The 20,214-nt window shown below is 69.3% G+C and carries 17 protein-coding genes and 2 pseudogenes; 7 read left to right on the top strand and 12 right to left on the bottom strand.

All coding sequences use genetic code 11. From position 1 onward, the window contains the following. Positions 1 to 93: 93 nt before the first annotated feature. Positions 94 to 1,149, bottom strand: coding sequence for an aldo/keto reductase (locus ACZOOI_RS31505; RefSeq protein WP_465282956.1), 1,056 nt, complete (start codon positions 1,147 to 1,149; stop codon positions 94 to 96). Positions 1,150 to 1,232: 83 nt separating this feature from the next. On the opposite strand from ACZOOI_RS31505, the gene ACZOOI_RS31500 reads away from it, so the two are divergent. Together ACZOOI_RS31500 and ACZOOI_RS31495 are read left to right on the top strand one after the other, a co-directional pair. Then, positions 1,233 to 1,823, top strand: a complete 591-nt coding sequence (locus tag ACZOOI_RS31500) for a TetR/AcrR family transcriptional regulator (RefSeq protein ID WP_465282955.1) — start codon at positions 1,233 to 1,235, stop codon at positions 1,821 to 1,823. A 401-nt stretch (positions 1,824 to 2,224) separates the two neighbouring features. After that, positions 2,225 to 2,659, top strand: a pseudogene (locus ACZOOI_RS31495) (recombinase family protein); the annotation flags it as partial. 676 nt (positions 2,660 to 3,335) lie between these two features. Here the strand turns inward: ACZOOI_RS31495 and ACZOOI_RS31490 are convergent. The 3 genes and pseudogenes from ACZOOI_RS31490 to ACZOOI_RS31480 form a co-directional block, all read right to left on the bottom strand. Further along, on the bottom strand, positions 3,336 to 6,785 hold the full coding sequence (locus tag ACZOOI_RS31490; RefSeq protein ID WP_465282954.1) for a tetratricopeptide repeat protein: 3,450 nt from the start codon (positions 6,783 to 6,785) through the stop codon (positions 3,336 to 3,338). A gap of 684 nt (positions 6,786 to 7,469) precedes the next feature. Continuing rightward, positions 7,470 to 7,778, bottom strand: a pseudogene (locus ACZOOI_RS31485) (IS5/IS1182 family transposase); the annotation flags it as partial. Between the two features lie 58 nt (positions 7,779 to 7,836). Then, positions 7,837 to 8,670 (bottom strand): HD domain-containing protein, encoded by an 834-nt coding sequence (locus ACZOOI_RS31480; protein WP_465282953.1) that lies wholly within the window; start codon positions 8,668 to 8,670, stop codon positions 7,837 to 7,839. 114 nt (positions 8,671 to 8,784) lie between these two features. Here ACZOOI_RS31480 and ACZOOI_RS31475 point away from each other — a divergent pair, with 114 nt between their 5' ends. The 4 genes from ACZOOI_RS31475 (at position 8,785) to ACZOOI_RS31460 (ending at position 12,165) form a co-directional block, all read left to right on the top strand. Continuing rightward, complete coding sequence (locus tag ACZOOI_RS31475; protein WP_465282952.1) at positions 8,785 to 8,928, top strand: hypothetical protein; 144 nt, start codon at positions 8,785 to 8,787, stop codon at positions 8,926 to 8,928. Positions 8,929 to 9,488: 560 nt separating this feature from the next. After that, positions 9,489 to 10,481, top strand: coding sequence for an ETX/MTX2 family pore-forming toxin (locus tag ACZOOI_RS31470; protein ID WP_465282951.1), 993 nt, complete (start codon positions 9,489 to 9,491; stop codon positions 10,479 to 10,481). A 740-nt stretch (positions 10,482 to 11,221) separates the two neighbouring features. Continuing rightward, positions 11,222 to 11,371, top strand: a complete 150-nt coding sequence (locus tag ACZOOI_RS31465; RefSeq protein WP_465282950.1) for a hypothetical protein — start codon at positions 11,222 to 11,224, stop codon at positions 11,369 to 11,371. A gap of 347 nt (positions 11,372 to 11,718) precedes the next feature. Next, positions 11,719 to 12,165 carry a DnaB-like helicase N-terminal domain-containing protein gene (locus ACZOOI_RS31460; RefSeq protein ID WP_465282949.1) on the top strand — a complete coding sequence of 149 codons (447 nt, stop codon included), beginning with the start codon at positions 11,719 to 11,721 and terminating at the stop codon, positions 12,163 to 12,165. Here ACZOOI_RS31460 and ACZOOI_RS31455 read toward each other — a convergent pair. From ACZOOI_RS31455 to ACZOOI_RS31420, 8 genes are all read right to left on the bottom strand, one after another. Continuing rightward, on the bottom strand, positions 12,152 to 12,397 hold the full coding sequence (locus ACZOOI_RS31455; protein ID WP_465282948.1) for a hypothetical protein: 246 nt from the start codon (positions 12,395 to 12,397) through the stop codon (positions 12,152 to 12,154). The genes ACZOOI_RS31460 and ACZOOI_RS31455 overlap by 14 nt on opposite strands. Before the next feature lie 42 nt (positions 12,398 to 12,439). Next, positions 12,440 to 13,267: an alpha/beta hydrolase family protein gene (locus ACZOOI_RS31450; RefSeq protein ID WP_465282947.1), complete on the bottom strand. Its 828-nt coding sequence runs from the start codon at positions 13,265 to 13,267 to the stop codon at positions 12,440 to 12,442. After that, on the bottom strand, positions 13,264 to 14,196 hold the full coding sequence (locus ACZOOI_RS31445) for a tryptophan 2,3-dioxygenase (RefSeq protein WP_465282946.1): 933 nt from the start codon (positions 14,194 to 14,196) through the stop codon (positions 13,264 to 13,266). Before ACZOOI_RS31445 ends, ACZOOI_RS31450 begins: the two co-directional genes overlap by 4 nt. A 123-nt stretch (positions 14,197 to 14,319) precedes the next feature. Then, a complete protein-coding gene (locus ACZOOI_RS31440; protein WP_465282945.1) occupies positions 14,320 to 15,099 on the bottom strand; it encodes a maleate cis-trans isomerase family protein in 780 nt (259 codons plus the stop codon). Then, positions 15,096 to 16,043 (bottom strand): fumarylacetoacetate hydrolase family protein, encoded by a 948-nt coding sequence (locus ACZOOI_RS31435; RefSeq protein WP_465282944.1) that lies wholly within the window; start codon positions 16,041 to 16,043, stop codon positions 15,096 to 15,098. The genes ACZOOI_RS31440 and ACZOOI_RS31435 overlap by 4 nt, the downstream gene beginning before the upstream one ends. Then, positions 15,965 to 17,197: a cupin domain-containing protein gene (locus ACZOOI_RS31430; protein ID WP_465282943.1), complete on the bottom strand. Its 1,233-nt coding sequence runs from the start codon at positions 17,195 to 17,197 to the stop codon at positions 15,965 to 15,967. The genes ACZOOI_RS31435 and ACZOOI_RS31430 overlap by 79 nt, the downstream gene beginning before the upstream one ends. After that, complete coding sequence (locus ACZOOI_RS31425) at positions 17,194 to 18,237, bottom strand: carbon-nitrogen hydrolase family protein (protein WP_465282942.1); 1,044 nt, start codon at positions 18,235 to 18,237, stop codon at positions 17,194 to 17,196. Before ACZOOI_RS31425 ends, ACZOOI_RS31430 begins: the two co-directional genes overlap by 4 nt. A gap of 74 nt (positions 18,238 to 18,311) precedes the next feature. Next, complete coding sequence (locus ACZOOI_RS31420) at positions 18,312 to 19,325, bottom strand: AraC family transcriptional regulator (RefSeq protein ID WP_465282941.1); 1,014 nt, start codon at positions 19,323 to 19,325, stop codon at positions 18,312 to 18,314. 81 nt (positions 19,326 to 19,406) lie between these two features. On the opposite strand from ACZOOI_RS31420, the gene ACZOOI_RS31415 reads away from it, so the two are divergent. After that, entirely contained in the window at positions 19,407 to 20,180 is a 774-nt protein-coding gene (locus tag ACZOOI_RS31415) for an IclR family transcriptional regulator (RefSeq protein WP_465282940.1), read from the top strand. The last annotated feature ends 34 nt before the right edge of the window (positions 20,181 to 20,214 follow it).

The raw sequence follows: 20,214 nt of genomic DNA, 5'->3' as shown, positions 1-20,214 counted from the left end.
TTTCGTTCATCGTGGACTCGCTGTGAGTAGTAGACACCGTTTTGCGGTGCTATCTGCTGTTATTGGGCTTTCGCGAGAGCCGCACCCTCGGCGTTATGCCACCGGCGGGGCTGCGGGGCTCAGGCGGTAGGCGGCGCCTCCGCGGACAGCGTCCCGGGCGGCCGCGATCGCCTCGTGGGGAACCCCGGGAGATTCGGCGCTCACGTCGGACAGTCGGGCGAACTGCTCGGGGGTCAGCTCGACGTCGAGAGCGCCCAGGTAGCTGTCGAGCTGGGCGAGGTTGCGCGGCCCGATGATCGGGACGAACGGGGTCGACGCGCGGGCGGCACGCTCGCGGAGCCAGGCGACCGCCACCTGGGCCGGGGCCGCGCCGGTCTCCTCGGCGACAGCCAGGACAGCGTCGACGACGGCGGTCTTCCGGTCGGTGCTCTCGGTGTGGATGACCGCTCCCAGGCCGGTCAGCCGGCCCTCGTCGGAGCGGCGGTACTTTCCGGTGAGTAGCCCGCCGCCGAGTGGGGACCACAGCGCCGCGCCGAGCCCGAGGGCCTCGGCCATCGGCAGCAGCTCGCGGTCGGCGGTCCGCTCGGCGAGGCTGTACTCGACCTGGATGCCCGCCACCGGCGCCCAGTTCCTCCACTCCGCGAGTGTGGCGGCGCGCGAGACGCGCCACGCGGGGAAGTTGGACAGGGCGGCGTGGTGGATCTTTCCGGCGCTCACCAGGTCATCGAGCCCGCGCAGGATCTCCTCCATCGGAGTCAGGTCGTCGGGGAAGTGCACCCAGAGCAGGTCGATGTAGTCGGTGCCGAGGCGCTTCAGGCTCGCCTCCACGGACGCGGCCATGCTCTTGCGGCTGTTGCCCGTGCTGGAGACGCCCGGCTGCGGCGCCGCCCCGTTGGTGAACTTGGTGGCCAGCACGAAGTGGTCCCGCTCGGCGGCGACGAACTTGCCCACCAGCTCTTCCGACTCGCCGAACTGGTAGGTGTCCGCCGTGTCGAGGAAGGTTCCGCCCGCTTCGGCGAACCGGTCGAACACGCGCCGCGCCTCGTCCGGCTCCGCGCCGTGGCCCCAGCGGGTGCCGAAGTTCCCCGTCCCGAGCGCGTACTCCGACACGCGCAGTCCGGTCCGGCGTCCGAAGGTGGTGTAACGCATGATTCCTCCTCAATAGATTATGGTCAAAATCTAAATCGGGGCTAGGATAGATGTCAACCGGCATCCAAAATGGGGAGGTGGCCATGGGTCGCGTATCGCAGGCGCAAGCCGAGGAGAACCGCCAAAGGGTCGTGGAAACCGCCTCCCGGCTGTTCCGGGAACAGGGCACGCACGTCAGCGTCGCCGACCTGATGAAGGCCGCGGGCCTGACTCACGGCGGCTTCTACAAGCAGTTCGCCTCCAAAGAGGCCCTCGTTGACGAGGCCACCGCCCACGCCTTCGGCGAACTCGCCGCCCGCTACGCCACCGCCCGAAAGCAGCACGCGGGACACCCCGACGCCGCCCGGCAGGCGTTCGTCGACGCATACCTGTCGACCGAGCACCGCGACAACGCGGCCGAAGGCTGCCCCGCCGCCGGTCTCGCCGCCGACATCGCGCGTGAGCAGGGCGACCGCGAGGCCCGCCGCATCTACACCGCCGGGATCCGCGACTACGCCGACTGGCTCGCCACCGAAGACCAAGACGGCCTCATACGGCTGTCCACCATGCTCGGCGCACTCCTCCTCGCCCGGGCCACCACGGGCTCGCCCCTGTCCGAGGAGATCCTCACCGCCGCACGCGCCGCCTTGACAGAACCCGACCGGTCAACGACGCAGCCAGGCCCGCGACCCTAATCCGCGATCACCGCGACCTGTCCCGCCCGGCAGCGACCGGCACCCGGATTGCGGCGGCGATCGCGCATGGCGATTCTCATGAATGAACAGTTGCGAGAGGTCTGCGAGACCCTGGGATCGCATCCGGTTTGCCCTGGTCGGATCTCGCAGAAAACCTCTCAGAACTCCCGCGTTCTGCAAAGCAGTTCCGAGCGACTGCCCGAGTGGATCTGACGCCCGACCAAGCCGCAATCGCGGTAGAACGCAACGACTGCCCGAAGTGCGACGCCCCGGGAGGCAGCGCCTGCCGCCCCCGCGGCGGGAAGGCCGCGACGAAGTACCACACCGCGCGGTTCATCCTCGTGCCCGCAGTGCGCGAGGAACTGGAGATCCCCGTGCACGACCACCGCGGCCCCGGCCGGATGTGGGCGCCCCGCGCTCCCGTCGACCCGTCCCTACCGGTCGCCGCCACGCGCCCGATCCGGATCGGGTACGCCCGCTGCTCGACCGCCCAGCGGGAACTCCAGTCCCAGCTCGACGCCCTTGCGCTCGCCCAGTGCAAGCGGATCTTCGCCGAGAAGATCAGCACCCGGATCAAGGTTCGGCCTGAACTGGAGAAGGCTCTGAAGCCGGCGTACGACATCAACGAGGCCGCCCCTGAGCAAGAGGTCATCCTCACTGTCCACGAGCTCAAGCGCCTCGCCCGCAACGCGGCCGAGTTGATGACGCTCTCCACCCAGCTCCAGAAAGCCGGCGTCCGACTCGAACTCCTCAGCGGCCCGCTCACCGGCGTCCATGACCCGAACGGCATGGGCGCGATGTTCTTTGCCGTCCTTGCCGTGGCCGCTCAGCTCGACCGCAACTACATCCGCGAGAAGACCCTCGAAGGCCAGGCCACCGCCACCGCGAAGGGCAACCGCCCAGGCGATGGACATCGCCGAACAGATGCGGCATCTCGGTCGATTCGCGGATGCTGTGCGGAAGTGTCGGACCGTCCCGGGTTCGTTGGACGGTGCCGACGAGCGCCGGCAGATGACGTCGCCGGGTCGCCGAGTTCTCAGCCGAAAGCGTCGGTCGTCGGTGTGCGCTTCGCAGCCTCGCACGCCAAGGCGCCATCACCGCGATCCTGGACGGCCCCGAACGCGTCACCAAAACCGACTTCGACGGCATCCGCCTCGACACCTTGCCGAAATCCACCATCACCCGCAAATCACCCGCCCATGCGCATCCAAGCAGTGGGCACGCCTGCCCCTGGGGCCAGGCAGAACCCCGTGACCGGCGAAAAATCGGCCGGCGCCTTCACACACAGTGGCCATGTTCGACCCCCCGAGCACCTTCAACGAAACCGAGACGCCCCCAGGCCGGACCACCCACCACCCCCCAGCGTCACGGGTCAGGGAGGGGGTACCGGGCGGGCGCGTGGGGCCGGGAGGAGGACGAGGTCACCGAGAGAGGGGCGGCCCGGAGGGCCGCGGGCGATGCGGCAGGTGGGCGGCGGCGCAGTGGGGCCGGCGGCGGTGGGGTTCGGCGGCCTCATCGGCCGCGGGACACCAGCGGCTTGGGTGGGTGCCGGTGTTCGGGCAACAGGGCGAGATGGTGCCTGGCCTGCTCGGCGACGGGGCTGCGGGGGAATTGCTCGACGATGTGCTGCCAGATGTCCCGGGCGCGGTCGACGTCCTGGCGACGGTTTCGGAGTCGGGGGGAGCACGCTTCCAGTGCGCACGCGAGGTGTGCCCATTCCCGAGCGCCGCCCCCGGAATCCTCCACGGCCCTCTCCAACAAATCGACGGCCTCGCCGATCCGGCCCTCCCGGTAGGCGACCCACCCGCAGACGTCCTCGCACACCGCGCGCCCGCCGGGGTCTTCCCGGATGTCCGGCGCGCCCGCCAGGGACTCGTCCGCAAGCTTGTGTGCCGCGTCAAGGTGGATGCCATGCTCCGCGTAGAACATCGCGAGACTCGCCGTCAGGTTGACCAGCGCGGCGTGCAGCTTGTGCTCCTCGTCCGCGCCGCGGGCCTCCGCCAGTCGGGCCGCGCAGGCATCCCGAGCCTCGATCAACTCCTGCTCCACCTCCCGCGGTTGCTCGCTTCCCGCCATCAGGTGGGCGATCCGCTCGTGGTGCCGCGGGGTGTCCGGCTGCCCATTCGTGCCACCGATGGCGCGCAGGGCGACGATGGCTTCGTCCGGTCGGCCCAGGAGATCCAGCACAGTGGCCAGCTCCTCCTGCATCCACGCCTCCAGGTCCGCGCTCAGCGAGGCTTCGCGCGTGGCCTTGACCAGCTGCTCCCGGGCCCGGTCGAGGAGCCTTTCGCCGTCGCCGTCCGGCGACGTCTCGGCCTGTTTGCGGTAGGTACGCGCCAGCTCCAGCCGGGCGCGGTCCCGTTCCGGCCCGGCGGGCAGGAGCTCGATCAGCCGGAGCAGCGTCTGCTTCGCCAGGTCGTACTGGGCCCGCCGGTCCCGGTACAGCAGAGCCAGCGTGAAACGCGGATAGGCGTACAGCGGGGCCAGTTTCAGGGCGTCACGGCAGTCCCGTACGGCATCGCCGACCCGGCCCTGACGCGCGTACACCGCTGCTCGCCCCGCCATCGCACGCGCACGCGTGGGCAGGTCCGACGGTTCGGCGGACAGCTCCGTGAATCGCTCCAGGCCCTGGCGTCCGGTGCGGTATTGGGGGCAGAGGGTCTTGGGTGACGTGCCGATGGCCTCGTCGTAGCTCCCGACGGCCCGTCCGTAGTTTTCCTCGGCGTCGTCCTTGTACTCCGCGTCGGACTGGGAGTCCGCGAGGGCGGCGCGTGCATCGGCGAGTTCCACGTACCATCGCGGGGGTTTCTCCACCTTGGCGGGCGCCTCGTGTGCGACGGCCTTCGTGAGGTGATCGACCGCTTCCCGCCAGTGGTCGCGCTCTTCGTCGGAGGGACGGATCATCGACGCCATCGACGCGTGCAGCAGTCCGATCTCCCGGGCGACGAAGGATACTTCGGGCCGCGTTCCGCCGTCCTCGCCACGCAGCTCCTCGATGGCGTCCAGTGCCTCCCGCAGATGTGCCTCATTGCCTGTTCGTTGCGCCTTGCGGGCATCGAACCACGCTTGCGCCCAGCGCCCACTGAAGCGCTCCTCCCGGCGGGCACCAGGGGTGGTGCTCTCCGGCGACAGCCGCTGCTCGTCGACGATCCGGCGCACCTCCGCACTGTCCGGTTCCAGGGCCAGCGCCTTGCCCGCGAGCGACCGGGCGGCGGGCGCGTCGGGTGCGACCAACGCGAGCAGGAGCCAGGCCACAGCGTCGTCGGGGCGCTGGTGCGCCGCCAGGACGAACAGATTGATGGCCTCCCGGGCCTCGCCGTCCGTCTCGGTGATGGCGGTGACCACATCGATGTCGCCGGCCATGACGTGATGGTTCCGAGGGTCGCGCTGCACGGCCTCCAGATACGCGAGCCGCGCACGGTCCTTGGCGCCGTACTTCAGGAGGACCCGGCCCTGTAGCACGTGCAGCTCCGGCACGTCGGGGGCCCAGCCGATCGCCGTCCGGATGTGGCGCTCGGCCTCCTTGACACAGTGCCGCCGGAGCGCGCCTTCCGCGTCGTCCGCGAGCTCGAACCAGCACTCGGCCTCCAGGCCGGCGACGTGGGCGATCCGCTCGGTCAGCGGCCGCACCGCCCTCGTGTCCCCCTCGCGCACCAGCCTTCGGGCCCGCTCGTCGAGCAGATCCTGTTCCGTGCGGCGGAAGCACCGCAGCGCCTCGCGCACCGAGCGGTTCGGTGTCCGCTCGCCATTCGTGCGCCGCTGATGAACGCCCTGCTTCAGGAGCGCGACCCCGAGCCAGTACGAGGCAAGGGAACTCTCCATCGGGTGTGTGTCGGAGGGCTGCTTGAGCGCGCTACGGGCCGACTGGACCGCCTGTTCCAGGAGGTCGTCCGACCGCTTGTCCGCGTCGACGTCCGGACGGTCGGTCTCCTCGATGAAGGCTCTGACGAGTTGGACGCGGGCGGGAGCCATCGTCGGGTCGAGGGCGACCGCCTTCTGCCACATGAGCATCGGCCCGTCCCACACCGCCTCGGATACCTTGAGACCGATGTCCGTACGGACGCGCCGCTGCTCGCGGTAGACCAGACCGAGGTTGTGGTAGGCGGCGGCGTACTCCGGACTGTGGGCCAGGGCCGCGCGGAAGTGGTCCTCCGCGTCGTCGAGGTGTTGCAGTACGCCTTCCTGCTGGAACCTCTTGTGACTGTCCAGGCCGTCGACCAGACGCTGGAAGCTGTCGACGTCGGCACCCGACGCCGAAGCCCCGGACCGCTCCAGTTCGATGCGATGGGCCAGCTCCCGGGCGAGGCGCCCACCGGCCCGGCGGGCGTCGCCCTCGGTCGTCACCTGTGCCGTCCAGGTACGGCCGCGCAGCCCGGACTGGGACGCGACGACCCGCAACACCCCATCCGCCTCCACCAGCGACCCCTGGAGCGTTCGTCCGAAGGCCCTCTCCAACCAGGTCAGCACGGTACCCACCTGAAGTTGCAGCGGGCCCAGGGTGACGGTGCCGACCTCGGTGGTCCTGATGTCACCGTGCAATCCGGTGGCCGCCACCCCGGTCTGGAACGGAGCCCTGGCCGAGGACCGCCGAACCATGGCGCCCCGCTCCCCGGCCGGGTTGAGCACGTCGGCGGGCGTCATGAACGGCTCCTGCCGGACCAGCTCCGCGATCCGCTCGATCTCGCCGTCCAAGAGCTCGGCGAACCCCGCCGCGACCCGGTCCGCCTGCCCGGTGCCGTCCTCGTCGACCAGGTTCTTGAAGGGGAGGATCCGCACCGGTCGGGAGTCGCGGCGAGCGACCATCAGCAGGATCACGGCGACGCCGACGGCAACCCACATGGCCGGGGACATGTTCCGGGACAGGAATCCGACGGCTCCCGTCACCGTCAGCGCGAAGAGCACGGCAGCGATTACCAGGATGAGTGCCTTGATACTGCGCGCCGCCCACAGCAGCCGCGCCATCCGCCGTCCCCGACGCGCTCGTGTCGGCGGCCAGAACGCTCGGACGCGGAAGGACTCCCGGACGAGATGCTTGAGCGAGGGCATGATCACGCGCCCCTCTCCGGGTCCCACTCTTCGTCAATCCCCCTCCTCCTTCCAGCGTGCGCCCGGAATACACCGGGTGCAATTCCGGCACCACGGGCGCCGCACCCGCCCAGGACACCACCGGACTGCCTCCACCGGGCGACACGGAACTCGCCCTCTGTAGGGTCGGCTTCCATGCCTGGCAGGCGTTTCGCGAGCGCCTTGCGACGCCCCACGTGACGGTCGCCCACGACCACAGCCAACGCGCCGTGCGGGTGTGGCAGAGTCGGTTGGGCCGGGACGACCGCCCGCCGTACCGGGTTGCGTGGGGGCGTCGGGGGCGGGGCACGTTCGACGGCGACGGTCTTGCCGCGGCCGGCGTCCCCGAACACGACACGACACGCCTCGGGCGATGGCGTGCCCGATGGCTTCCACGACGACGGCGACCCGCGATGGTGGCGTACCGAGCGGGCGCCCGGGGATGCCTCGATGTCTTTCGTCAAGGCTGATCGGGTTATGTGCCGTCTCTGAGCATGGCCAACAGGACGCCGATGCGTTGGCGGGCGAGGCGGAAGGAGGGCTTGGGGGTCGGAAACCGGAACGAGGATCCCAAGCCGTTTACCAGGGCGGAAGGTCGCTTCCCTTCCGGCGGCGGTGCGGGATGACCGGTCCGGTGCCTTGGTGCCGCCGTCGGCGATGGTCATGGTGCGGCCAACGGCGAGCTTTGCACCGGACTTCTCCCACCGCGGGAGTCGTGCCGGTTGCCGGGCACGGGCCGGCCGACAAGTTCGTTCGCCAGTAGGCCGTCACCAACAAGACGCGGTCTCCCAGCGAAAGGCTCCACGGACGTCCCCGCCGTGCTTCACCGGCACCTTGGCGGCGTACGGCGGTCACCAACTTCGGAGTCCCGTCCTGTGACCGCGGTGCGATTGTGGCTTGAGGCGACCGCGTCCGGTAGGTCGCTCGGCGCGGGTGGCCGCCCGTCACGTCACTCCTCGAAGGGTGCGGCGAGCAGGAGATCCTCCACGGTGGGCACCTGGAAGCCCGAGAGGTGACGGCGGCCGACCTCGGCGAAGGGGTGCATCAGTACCGACATCGGCTTGGTGCGGCACAGCGAAAGGATGTTGTCCAGGGCGTCCTGTTTGAACCCGGCCCTGGGGAACACGGCCAGGACTTCGGTGAGAGCGTCGGACGGGAGCTGCTGGATGCCGTTCCCGGTGAAATCGAGACCGGAGCCGACGGAGACCATGCCGATCTCCGGCCTCTTTCGGCTCGCGACACCCAGGTTGGTGTGCAGGGCGATGGCATCCCAGACGACTTCCACTCGTGCGGCCGGCATCCGCCGTTCCCGCAGGAACGTCCGGGCGGCGTCGGCGCCGTCGACTTCGAAGGGCTCGTGCGGGGTCTGATAGGCCTTCACCAACCCGAGGTCGTGCAGGACCGCTGCCACGAAGGCAAGTTCACGGTCATAGCGAACGCCGCGTCGGTCGAACAGGAGTGAGCCGTACAGGTACGTCCGCATGACATGGTTGAAGAGCGTCTCGGAGGAGACCCTCCTCGCGAACGCGACGGCCGCCCGGGCCAGTTCGCTGTCGGGGATGCACACCCCGGCCACGACCGTCGGCAGAGTGGCGACCGGCGAACCCGAGTTGCCCGGCGATTGCGCCGGAACCTCGGCAGCGGCGGCCGGACCCGACAACGCGGCGGCGAGTGCGGAGGCCGCGCCGATGGCAGCGACACCGGCACCGCGCTCCAACGCCGTGCGCCGGGTGATGTTCTTCGCCTCATCGACGCTTTCGAACACGAGGGTCCGCCCTTTCATCGGGGTTGGATGCCGAAAGCGTAGGAGCGGCGTCGCCTCGTCCGGGAGTGGCGAAAGTGTCGAGAACCCGCGGATTCTCGCCAGGAGCGGAATCGTCGCGAATCCCGTGGAGGTGTGTCGTCTCAGTGGGGTTGCTGTAGGTCCGCGCTCGCCCGCCACGCGCGCCTCGCGCTCAACGCCACCGTCACCGTGGCCGAGTTCCTCCTCGACACCTGGCACGAACGCGTCGACAAGGGACTGCTCACACCCACGCCCTGAAACGGCGGGAACACGGAACCACGACGTCGAACCGGCAACACCATCCCCCCGGCCAGGCCCACACCGGCAACCGCGACGCATGCGCGCACGCCATCCGCATCCGAAAGGCACACGCGGTCCACCATGAACGCTCCCCGTCCCCCACACGAGAGCCAGACAACGATCCGGCGCATGACCCCGGGCGACGTGACACACGTCCAGGAACCGCGTCGGCGTCGGCGTCGATTCCCGGCGGGCGGCTCCGGGCTGTCGCGTGGCCGGGCCGCGCGCGTGTGGACGCGCCGGGCGTGCGCGGGGGACGCAGGACGTGCGCGGACGAGCGCTCGGCCATTCGGGTGGTCTTGGGCCGTTCGGCGGTAGGTGCCCTGTCATGGGGCAGGCGTTGGGCGCACCCGGGACCTCGAAAGCGCCGCGCCCGCGGGGCGGACCCGGTGGCGAACATCACGGAACGCGGGCCGGTCCATACGGTCGGCCGTTCGCTGCGAACGCCGCCGGTCGGGCGGCGGCGCCGCGGCCGGTCACGGACGGGTTCCCATACCAAGGCGTCAAGGGAGAGGCATATGCAGGACTTGCGGACGATCGCCCAGGAGTGGGCCGAGAAGATCGCCGGCCCCCGCTACGACTCGAGCGTCTGGTTCACGGCCACCACCGACTACGACAAGCACTCCGACACATCGTCGGCGAAGTACCGCGAGAACGAGATCAAGGTGGAGGTCACCGACGCCCAATTCGACCAGGAGCACCAGGAGTTCACGGACTCGCCCGCCACCGTGGCCGTCGAGGTGGTGCCCAACCGGACGAACACCGAACAGGTGCCCAGCTTGAAGTGGGCGAAGAAGACCGCCATGTCGTTCACGAGCACGGTCACCAGCACGGTGCAGACGGGGATCGAGATCACCGCCGGAGTGAAGATCGGCGACCTCCTCAATGTCGGCTCCACGGTGAACATCACCCAGAGCCTGTCCAAGAGCGACTCGAAAACCGAAACCGACGAGCAGATGTGGGAACTGACCATGCCCGTCCGGGTGCCGCCGCGCTCCGAGATCACCGTGACCATGGTGGTCCAGCAACGGGAACTGACGATGGACTGGACCGCGAACGTCCTCCTCAAGGGCTGCGTGGCCATCTGGTTCAACAAGAAGGTCCAGTACGACGGCGGTGGCGGGGAGTGGCACCACCTGTGGTTCGTCGACATCCGGGAAGTCTTCAGCGACATCGAGGAGTGGAACCACACGACGGAATCGTGGCCGTTCAGAATCAAGAGCGACAAGATGAGGCCCGACGCGATCGACATCTCCGGGTACGAACGACGCGGCGGCGGGGTGGTGACCACCGCGAAGGGGACCATCAAGGGGAAATACGGTCTCAAGGCGTACGTGACCTACGACGAGCCGGTCTCCAAGGCGGATGGCTCCGCCGTGGACCCGGCGCCCGCGACGGCCGTAGCCGGTTCCCCGGCCGACGGTGAACCGGCCGATCCCCGACCCGTGTTGCCCGGGCGGCTGGTCGGATTCCCCAGGGACCCGCGATACCCCGCCCGAGCCGCAGTCTGACCCCCGGGCCCCGAACTCGTCTGGCTGACCCGGAGCGCGTGCGGGCACGGGCCGACACCGTGACGGCCACCGATCTCCCCCCGTTCGGCGAGAACGCGGCCCGATCGGAGTTCACCGGAACGGGCGAGCCATGAACCCCTCGACGCCGGGCAGAAGACCCCTCGGGCGCGGCGCCGGGTCCTCGGGGAAGAAAGACCCGGCCCGCGCCCCCTCACACCAACCGCCACCACGCCGCCCGGCCCAACGCCAACCGGCCGCACCGGACACGGGTGTCGAGGCGTTCGAGTCCCCGGCCGGGTTCCACGCGGCCGGGGAGCCCGAAGGCCCCGGCGCCACCACCCGGACGCGGACCGAAATCGTGTACGTGGGAGATCGGGCACCGGCGGCGGCCGGGTGCGTCGAAGCCAAGGGTGTACGAAGGTAGGCGGCCCGGTGGTACGCACGGCCGGGGTAGGGGTGTTGCGGTGTCCGGGTCACCGCGACCGGCGGGGGCCGACGCGGTCGGCCGGGTGTCTCCGGGGGCGTGGGCGTCATTCGGCGGCCGGTGGGTCGTTGTGCCCGTCCCGTCGTGGTGGTCCGGCGTCTCCCCGTCGCCGGGTCCCGCCGCAGCCCTGCGGTCCCTGCCCCGAGGCCGCGGGGTGGACGGGCGCGTCGGTGCCGGCAGGCGTGACGCCGGGTTGATCAGCGACGCCGGCAGCGACGCTCCCGGCCGACGGATTCCCTGCCAGGACCGGGTCTGCATGGAGGAGAGCGCCACCGTCGCCTCCGGGGTGATCGTCCACCGGCGCCGCGACTCCAAGTCTGTGGACCTGCCCAGAGCGGAGACTGCGGCCGGGTTCGACCCCGCCACCGGGGCCACCCTGTGGACGCCGCAGCGTTGCCGCCGCTGATCCCGCCGATCGTGCAGCGGCAGCCGGTCCAGGAAGAGCGGCGATCGGCCGGCGCTGCCGATCCGCCGCAGAACCTCGCCCGGCCGGCGGCGCAGCCGCCACCGTGGATCCCGAACTGGTCGTTCGCGTGATACCCGGACCGGCCTCCGACACGTCCGGGTGTACCCGGTCGATTCTCCTGCGGCGGGACGGGAACCGCGTCATGCTCGGTGCCGCCGCAACCCTCGCGGCCCGCACCTTCCGGCCGATTCTCCCGGACAACACCATGCGCCGGACGCGTTGCCACGGGCACTGCCGTGTCCACCGCACCGGATCAGGAGAACGGCGTCCCCACCCGAGGAGTCTCGATGACGACACCGCCCACCGGCCACCCGAACGTCTGTGGCGGCGAAGCCGCCGTCGACGCACCGACGCCGGGTGCCGCAACGGACATCCGTGCCGAGCAGCGCCTGCTGGGCGCGATGATGCTCTCCGACGCCGCCATCGCCGATTGTGTGGAACTCGTCCATCCCGACGACTTCTACCGTCCCGCCCACAGCCTCGTGTACGGGGCGATCCCGGACCTGTACGCACGCGGCGTCGACGTCGACGAGGCGACCGTGGAGGCCGAACTCGCCGGCACGGGCGAACTGGACCGGGTGTCGGCCGGCTACCTGAGCACACTCGCCGCCGCCGCGACCGTGCCGGCGGACGGCGAACGTCACGCGCGCATCGTCGTCGACAGCGCGCGGCGCCGCGCCTGGTCTGCGCCGGCCTGCACATCGCCGGGCACGGGGTTATTCAAACCCGGCTGAGGCGTGCATCGGCTCGTCGCACCGGGGAGACACCGTGCGCGGTCGAGTGGTCGTCCAGGGCCGCCAGTTCGGCCGCGTCGCGCCCCAGCCGCTTCATCTCGTACACCGCCAGGATCACCCGGCAGTGCGGTGGCGTGGGCCTCGATCGCTCGGGCCGGCGCGAGGGCGGCCTCGAACTGCGGGCGCCGGCCCGCCCGGTGTCGTGCAGGTCGCCCGGCACGCCGGCATCCACCTGGCCTTGCCTGTCCTGGACCGGCCGGTATCGAGCATCAGGTCATCTGCGCTGCACACCCAGTGAGTCGAGGATCCGGCGGGTGAGGTTCCATGCCAGGGATTCCGGATCGATCACCGTGAAGTGGTCGCCGTCGAGAGCGAGGAGACTGGCCCGGGCTCCTTGCCGGCGTGCTTGTCGTACGTAGTTTTGGGACTGGGTGATCGGCACGGTGTCGTCGCCCCACCCGTGGATGCACCACAGGGGGGCGCGCAGCGGGATTTGTTGGTAAGGGTCTATCGCGGCGCTGACCGGTATGTCGGGTCCGCCGAGAAAGTCGTCTACGGCGCCGTCGCCGAGATTGGCTCGCCGCGCCGCGACGAGGTCGAGTACACCGGCTTGTGCGATTACTGCGGTCACCGGCACCTTGCCGGCAGGCCAGCGCTGGTAGTGCTGTCGTCCGGCGGAGAATGCCGCAAGGTGTCCGCCTGCGGAGTGGCCGATGGTGACCACCGTGGACAGGTCGAGGTCGTCGAGGACGGCGAGGTGGTCGATCCCGGCCGATATGTCGTCCAGGGTTGCGAGGTATCCGCCGGGATTGCCGACTCGTCGGTATTCGAGGTTCCAGGCTGCCCAGCCGTGCGCGGCAAGGTCGTGGGCCAGTGGGCGGCCCAGGGTGGCGGAGTACTTCGCTCTCCAGAATCCGCCGTGGATCACTACGGCCACGCCTCTTGGGTGCCCTTGGGGGCGGTAGAGCTCGCCGTACTGGGCGGGGTCGGCGCCGTAGGCGTGCCGTTCCCCCGGCCGGGGCGCCCCGGCATGTTCATCGCACTCCGCTGAGGACGTCGCCGCGCGCGCTCCCTGCGCCGGGCGGCCACCGGTCGGCTTCATCCGAGGTCGGTCCGGATGGTCCACAGTTCGGGGAAGAAGCGGTGTTCCGTGATGCCTCGCAGCCACCCGACTCCCGCCGAGCCGCCCGAGCCCGGCTTGAGCCCCAGGATGCGCTGCACCCCGATGAAGTGGTTCCACCGGTACTGGGTGAATGCCATGGCCGCGGTGACGAGCGCCTCGCCGAGCAGGTAGAGGTCGTTGTCGATGTCGGCTTGCTGGTAGATCTCGCGCCAGGCGCGCTGCACGTCGGGCCGCTCCCGGTATGGCGCCGCATAGTCCCGGCCTTGGCCGTCGGAGTCCTCGAGCAGACCACGGCGGGTGAGCAGTGCGGACACCTCGTCCCACAGGCTCGGTCCGTGCAGTGCCGCCTCGAGCGCCGGCCAGACGTCGGGGTTGTTCTCGTGGGCCCGAGTGAGTGCTTCGTTCTTGTTTCCCAGGATGAGTTCGACGTGGCGGTACATGTAGGACTGTTGCCCGGACGAGATCCCGAGATGGTCGCGGAACTCGTTGAACCCGTGCGGTGTGATGGTGGACAGCACCCGCCAGGTGTCGCGGATCTGCTCGATGAGCAGGGTGACGCGCGGAAGGCGCACCAAGGCGGCCCGCACATCGTCGTTGCGTACCGAGTGAGCCACGTTTGCCAGCTCGAAGTGCACGGCCTTGAGCAGGAGTTCGGTGACCTCGGTTTCGATGATGAAGGTCATCTCGTCCGCGCCGCCGCTGCGCATGTGCTGCAGGCTCAGCAGTACGTCGTTGCGGTGGTAGTCGACGTAGGGGTTGCTGGTGCCGTCGAAGCGGGTGATCGGTTCGCCCGATGTCTGTGCGACCGTTTCGCGGCGGGAGGATTTGTCGGCCGTCGAGATGTCACGGATCAGGGACAGCTCGAGGTCTTCGGTACGAACCTGCGGAGTGATGTGGGTGCGGCGCATGAGAACTTCCAGGTCGGTCGATGCCGATGGGACTGGTTGCTGCAGCTTGGCGATCGGTGGTCGGTATCCGGTTCGTCGGTTCGGCGGCGAGCTGCTGTGCTGTGCTGTGGTCCGGGTCCGCCGTCAGGCCATGGACGGTGTCGGGCTTTGTGCGTAACAGCCGGACAGTAGGTGGCCTGCGCCCGGGGCGACCGCGGCCAGGTCGAGGGAGCGCAGCATCTGATGGGCGGTGCATACCGCGGAGGAGACCACGGGGCGGCCCAGGAGCTGTTCGGCCTCGTCTATGGCTCCGAGGGAGGGCATTTGAACGCAGGCGGACAGGACGACGGCGTCGGCCCGGGCGTAGTCCAGGCGTCTGGCGATTCCCGGTAGCCGCTTGGGATCGTGGGCGGCCACATCGAGGTTGTCGGGGATCTCCAAGGCCCGGTGGTCGATGACCTCGATTCCCTCGTGCTCCAGGTATGCGACCACGGTCCGAGTCAGCGGCAGCATGTACGGGGCGATCAGCGCGACTTTGCGGGCATCGAGGGTCTTCAGCCCGTGGACGAGGGCTCCGGCGCTGGTCACCACGGGGGCGGGGGCGCCGTTGTCGACCGTGCGCGCGTGCAGGCGTTCTTCGGAGATCCGGTGGTAGCCGAGGCCCATGCTCATGATTGCCACGAGGCAGGCGTAGCCGAGCACGTCCACACGGGCGTCGGACAGTTCCACGGCGCAGCGGTCGGAGTCGGCATCCATCGACTTCAGTTGCTCGGGGGTGACATGGGTCATCCGCATACGGCTGGAGTGGAAAGTGAAGCGCTCCGGTTCGATGTGCTGACGGGCCTGCAGGATCGCCGGGATCTCCGTCTCCATGGTCACATTGGAGCTGGGGACGATCTGCCCGACTCGGTAGGTGCGACTCACCGGGTTGCTCCTTCGAACAGGGCCGCTGCCGCGTCCGTGTCGCCGGCGTCGACGACCGGGTTGGACAGCGTGCCGATGGATTCGATCGTTGCCTCGACCAGATCACCCGGCCGAAGGAACTGCGGCGGGTCGAAGCCGGCGCCGACGCCTGCGGGAGAGCCGGTGGCGATCACGTCGCCCGGTTCGAGTGTGATCCCGGAGGTGATGTCTGCGATGAGGCGCGGAATGGTGAAGAGCATGTTTCGGGTGTTGGAGTTCTGCTTGAGTTCGCCGTTGACCCGCAGGGACAGGTTCAGTGCCACGGGGCGCGCGATTTCGTCCCGGGTGACGACGACCGGACCGAAGGGGGCGTAGCTGTCCTGGCCCTTGGAGAAGAACCACTGCCCGGAGCGGCGCTGGTCACGGGCGCTGATGTCGTTGATGATGCTGTAGCCGAAGATGTGGTTCCAGGCGTTTTCCGCGGCTACGTGGCGGGCGGTGCGTCCGATGACGACGGCGAGTTCGCATTCCCAGTCGAGCTGTTCGGTCAGACGGCTGTCGTGCAGGATGGGGCCGCCCGGCCCGGTGACGGCGGTGCCGGGCTTGCTGAAGAGTACGGGCCGCGTCGGGAGGCTGCTGTCCGTGTCGAGAGTGCGGCTGGATTCCTGCACGTGCTTCGTGTAGTTGAGGCCGACACCGATGATCTTTCCGGGCCGGAACGGCGCGTGCAGGGACACTTCCGCGCGGGCGAGGGTGTGCTGCTGCAGCGTCGGCGGGTCCTGCTCGGTGACCAGGGCCTTCACGGCGTCGATACCTGCTGCGGAGGTTCCGATCAGGGTCAGGAGATCGTCGGGCAGGTCGGTGCCTTTTGCGGCGGCGAGACCGGTCAGGTCGATGATGTGGTCTCCGGTCTCGGCGCCGAGCCGAGGTGCGGAGTCTCGCTCGGAGAAGGTGAGGAAACGCAAGGAGTGCTCCGGTGTTCGAAGGATGCGACGGCCGGGTCGGGCCAGGTCGGCAACTGGTGGCCGTCGTTGTCCGTGTAGGCCTCTTCGCGGTGGAACGCCAGGGCGCGCATCACGGGGAAGTCGTTGAAGGAGAACAGGACGGCGTCGTCGGACCGTGAGGTGTTGCCGTGCTCGTGCCAGGACCAGGAAGGCACGCAGAAGATGTCGCCGTCGTTCCAGTCGTGGCGGCGTCCGTCGATGATGGAGTAGCCGTTTCCCTTGGCGACGGTGTAGACGACCGAGCCGGTGTGCCGGTGTGCCCGGGTGCGCTGGTCGGGGCGCAGGAGCTGGATGTGCGCGCTCATCGTCGGCATCACCGAGCCGCCGGTGAGCGGATTGGTGTACTCCATGATCGAGCCGTCGAAGGGTGAGCCTTCGTGCGCCTGGGCCAGGTTCAGGAGCGACTCGTAGGTCGGCTCCCACGGGAAGGCAAGGAGTGGTGAGTACGGCCTGGTCCAGCGTTCGGTGCCGTAGGGCAGCAGCGGGGCCCCATAGGTCGGCGGTGAGGAGTCGACCGTCTTTCCGGACTCTTGTCGCAGATTGGGGTGGACCTCGTAGAAAGGCGCGTCGAGCGCGTTGACCAACGGGATGTCCAGGCCGTCCTGCCAGATGCACGGGGTGGTGGACGACTCGTTGCCGTGCTCGTGCCAGGTGCCGTTGGGAGTGATGGCGAAGTCGCGTGGTCCGACCTTGATCTTCTGCCCGTCGACGATGGTCCAGGCGCCCGATCCTTCGAGGACGAAGCGCAGGGCCGCTGCCTGGTGGCGGTGTGCGGTCAGGGCCTCACCCGGCCCCATGATCTGCAACCCGGTATACAACAGGCCGACGGCGGCACTGACGTCTCGCCGGCCCGGATTGGTGAGCATGACGACCCGGCGTCCGGCGTCATCCGCCGCCACCAGGGACAGTGCCTTGCGGACGAGGGGACGCAACTTGGCGTAGGGCCAATGGGTCGGGACCGACCTCGGCTGCGGGTACCACGGCTCGATGTCGTTGGCGACGGTCCACAGCGCGCCCGCTTCCTGCGCGGCGAGTTCCTTGTAGTAGGCGGCGAGTTCGGGCGTCTCGGTGACGCGTGCGCGTCCGACCTGGGTGTCGTCGTAAGCGGTGGTCATGCCTCCTCCTGGGCGGATGCGGGGCGGGAGGGGAAGTCGGCGGCGAAGGTGACGGGCTGTTGGGGGCGGTTGTCGACGTGGAGGCGGAAGATGTCGAACCGGTTGTAGTGCCCCGTGATGTCGTGCATCTGCTTGGGCTGGATGCAGCGCGCCAGGTCGATCTCGCCGTAGACGATGCCCTCGTCGTCGACGAGCGGCTCGCTCACCGGCCGGCCGTCGGGACCGAAGATGCCCGACAGCGCGCTGCGCGGCCGGGCGAACAGCCGGCGCGTCTCCTCGTCGTCGCCCGCGACGGTGTCCACGATCTCCTGGGAGACCGCCGAGCAGGAGACGACGGAGAACACCTTCCCTTCGAAACTGTGGGCGGCGGTGCGCACGGCGATGGCCTCGGCCATGTCGTAGTCGGCAGGCGCCACGGGTAGCGCGATGTAGTGCGCCGTGTGTATGAGTTCGCCCTGGGCGAGCAGTGTGAAGCGGGCCAGGGTGTTGGTGTTCTCGCCGCAGGCCAGCGCGCCGAGCGGACCGATGGGGGTGGAGTGTACGCGCAGGGTGCCGGCGTCACCGCCGGTCCAGGTGAGTTTTTCGGCCCAGGTGGGCACGAGTTTGCGGTGCACACCCAGGAGATCGCCCTCGGGGCCGATGGTGACGAGCGAGTTGTACAGCGCGCCGAAACTGTGGCTGTGGCGCTCGTTGACGCCGATGACGAGTACGACGCCGTGCGCGCGGGCGGCGTCACGCAGGGTGTCCACCTCGGGGCCGGGGATGTCGATGGCGCATCGGTAGAGCCGCTCGTACCAGGCCGACCCCTGCACCGGGTTCATCGTCCAGTTCCAGTACGGGTATCCAGGGATGAAGACTTCGGGGAAGGCCACGAGCGAGGCGCCGTTGCGGGCCGCCTCCGCGATCAGCGCGACCGCCTTGCCGGTGGTGGCGGCGGCGTCGAGGAAGACCGGGGCGGCCTGGATTGCGGCGGCGGTGAAACGGGGCGGATCACCGAGGTCGACAAGTGGCCTCTTGCAGGGATGTTTTGCGAGTGCCATGTCCTCAATCTATGAACAGCGCACAGCTGAATCTATCGGCCCGGCGCGGCCCGAGATCGGATGTGCGCAAAGGGTCAGGCCCTGTCCGTCGTGCCGTCTCCGGCGCGGGCCAGGGTGGCGGAGGGGGTTTCGCCGAAGCGTTGGCGGTAGGCCGCTGCGAACTCGCCCAGATGCCCGAACCCCCAGCGGAATGCGATCTCGGTGACGGTCACCGATCCGGCCGTGGACGCGAGCAGTTCGTGCCGCACGTATTCCAGCCGCAGCCGGCGGACCAGCGCCATGGGGGCGATGTCACGGTGTTGTTTGAAGCCTGCGTACAGGCTGCGGGTGCTCACCCGTGCGTGCTCGGCCAGGTCGGTGACGGTAATCGGTTCGGTGAGATGGGCGTGGATGTACTCCTCTGCCTTGCGCACATACAGCGGGGCTGCCGCCCCGGCGGGTGGGGCGGCGGCGGTGCTGGGTTGCGCCTCCAACAGCGAGGCGGCCAGGAGCTGTTCCAAGTGCACGCCCAGCCGGGGTGAGTGCTGCACCTGGGTGAGGAAGTCGTCGCTGCTCAGCAAGGCTTGTGCGGCCGCGGCCCATACGGCCCATGGTGCCGAGCCGGTTTCGAAGGCGAGTTTGAACTGCAGGGGCCGATCGTCCGATCCCCCGGCGCGGGCGTCTCGGGCGCGTTCCATGACGCGCTGGTCGATCCGCACGATGAGCTGGTCGTAGCCGCCGTCCATGACGATGCGGAAGGGCTGGTGAGGGCTGAGCACGGTGGCGGTCCGCGGAGTCGCCGTGACCGTTTCGCCACCGTGCTCGTAGATGGCGTTTCCCGTCAGCGGCAGGCTGACCAGGTAGCAGGAATACAGCGGCCCGGAGTCGACGACGACACTACGGCCGTAGCGGAGCCGGATCGCCGATACGTGCCCGGCGGTCACTCGCTGCAGCAGGCAGGAGGCATCGAGGACGTCCGTGCAATGGAGGCTGTGGGGGCGCAGCACCTGGCTCACTCCGGTGACGATCTCTTCCTGGTCCCGGGAATGCAGCACGGTGTGACGGCGCCAGTCGATTCCGACAGCCAACGGTTGGGCGGTGGTGCGCATGGTGTCTCCCGGATCCGCTCTCTAGAAGAAGAATAGGATGGTATTCCGCTGTGAGGAACGAAATCGTGTGAGGATTCCTCTATGCGGAATACGGAGAGGATTCAGGGTCTCGCATCGGTGGACAATGCGCTGCAGATCCTGCTGATGTTTCAGCAGACCCCGGAGCTGCGCGTCACGGACGTTTCCCGACGGCTGGGTGTGTCCCCCTCCACGGCCCACCGGCTGCTGGCAACCCTGTGCGGTCGCGGGCTCGCCGTGCAGGGCGGCCGCACCCGCGCCTCCTACGTCCCCGGCAGGGCGCTGGTCGATCTCGCCCACGCCCTGAGCCGCCGGCCCGATCTGGTGGGTCTGTTGCGACCCCATCTGGTGGAGCTGTGTGCACGGCTGGGTGAGACGATCAGCGCCCAGGTGTTCCAGGGGCCCGATGTGGTGTTCGTCGACGGGGTCGAGGCCGAGCGGGTACTGAAAGCAGGCGTGCGCACCGGCTCCAGGATGCCGGCGTACGCCGTGTCGGGCGGCAAGGCCTACCTGGCGGAGTTGACCACCGCCGAGGTGCGCGCGCTCTACCCTCGCGGCCTGGTGAGACTCACCGGCCGTACGCCCGGGGATTTCGAGGCGCTGGAGCGGGAGTTGGCCCAGGTGAGGGCATGCGGATACGCGGTCAATCTGGAAGGCACGGAGAGCGGCCTGCATGCGGTGGGTGTGGCCGTGCACGATCGTGCGGGGCGGGCCGTCGCCGCGCTGGCGGTGTCGGGGCCTGCTCAACGGTTGGGCCCCGAGCGGAGGCGGGAGGTGGGCGCCTCACTGATACAGGCGGCTCGTTCGGTGGAGGCCGAGTTCGGCTCACCGCGGTGACGCACACGCTGTCCTCACCAGAGGGCCCGGCTCA

Source organism: Embleya sp. L77 (assembly GCF_055557415.1).
The sequence above is the reverse complement of the archived record's forward strand: the minus strand, read 5'-3'. Positions and strand labels throughout refer to the sequence as shown.

Bases quoted from the DNA above. Each gene is read 5' to 3' on its own strand.
- ACZOOI_RS31480 (WP_465282953.1), bottom strand. From the start codon at position 8,670: ATGAAAGGGCGGACCCTCGTGTTCGAAAGCGTCGATGAGGCGAAGAAC.
- ACZOOI_RS31430 (WP_465282943.1), bottom strand. From the start codon at position 17,197: ATGACCACCGCTTACGACGACACCCAGGTCGGACGCGCACGCGTCACC.
- ACZOOI_RS31445 (WP_465282946.1), bottom strand. From the start codon at position 14,196: ATGCGCCGCACCCACATCACTCCGCAGGTTCGTACCGAAGACCTCGAG.
- ACZOOI_RS31460 (WP_465282949.1), top strand. From the start codon at position 11,719: ATGACGACACCGCCCACCGGCCACCCGAACGTCTGTGGCGGCGAAGCC.
- ACZOOI_RS31470 (WP_465282951.1), top strand. From the start codon at position 9,489: ATGCAGGACTTGCGGACGATCGCCCAGGAGTGGGCCGAGAAGATCGCC.
- ACZOOI_RS31415 (WP_465282940.1), top strand. From the start codon at position 19,407: ATGCGGAATACGGAGAGGATTCAGGGTCTCGCATCGGTGGACAATGCG.
- ACZOOI_RS31465 (WP_465282950.1), top strand. From the start codon at position 11,222: ATGGAGGAGAGCGCCACCGTCGCCTCCGGGGTGATCGTCCACCGGCGC.
- ACZOOI_RS31490 (WP_465282954.1), bottom strand. From the start codon at position 6,785: ATGGCGCGGCTGCTGTGGGCGGCGCGCAGTATCAAGGCACTCATCCTG.
- ACZOOI_RS31505 (WP_465282956.1), bottom strand. From the start codon at position 1,149: ATGCGTTACACCACCTTCGGACGCCGGACCGGACTGCGCGTGTCGGAG.
- ACZOOI_RS31450 (WP_465282947.1), bottom strand. From the start codon at position 13,267: ATGAAGCCGACCGGTGGCCGCCCGGCGCAGGGAGCGCGCGCGGCGACG.
- ACZOOI_RS31500 (WP_465282955.1), top strand. From the start codon at position 1,233: ATGGGTCGCGTATCGCAGGCGCAAGCCGAGGAGAACCGCCAAAGGGTC.
- ACZOOI_RS31425 (WP_465282942.1), bottom strand. From the start codon at position 18,237: ATGGCACTCGCAAAACATCCCTGCAAGAGGCCACTTGTCGACCTCGGT.
- ACZOOI_RS31420 (WP_465282941.1), bottom strand. From the start codon at position 19,325: ATGCGCACCACCGCCCAACCGTTGGCTGTCGGAATCGACTGGCGCCGT.